This is a genomic window from Pseudomonas sp. 2822-15 (assembly GCF_002742515.1).
GTDB lineage: Bacteria > Pseudomonadota > Gammaproteobacteria > Pseudomonadales > Pseudomonadaceae > Aquipseudomonas > Aquipseudomonas salomonii.
In genome coordinates this window covers 1-270 of record NZ_LJRY01000142.1, presented here as the reverse complement: position 1 = coordinate 270, position 270 = coordinate 1, and the positions used below count along the sequence as shown (strand labels likewise).

General features: G+C 29.3%; 1 protein-coding gene. It reads left to right on the top strand.

Annotated elements, in window-relative coordinates:
• Window positions 1-44: 44 nt before the first annotated feature.
• Window positions 45-270: RsmG family class I SAM-dependent methyltransferase (locus AOA59_RS01315; RefSeq protein WP_178076225.1), on the top strand; the 226-nt coding region annotated here is incomplete at its 3' end.

Genomic DNA, 270 nt, shown 5'->3' with positions numbered 1-270 from the left:
GTGTAAATGCCTAATAAACAATTATTAAAATTGAGGGTGGTATCATGACAGAAGAGCAATTTCGAGAAGAACTTTTAAAGAATGGAATTGATTTATCAGATGACCAAATGAATCAACTAAACCAATATTTCGAGATGTTAGTAGAATGGAATGAACGGATGAACTTAACATCCATTACGGAGAAAAAAGAAGTATATTTAAAACACTTTTACGATTCTATCTCAGTAGCTTTTTACCATGATTTCACTAAAAAAATGAAAATTATAGATG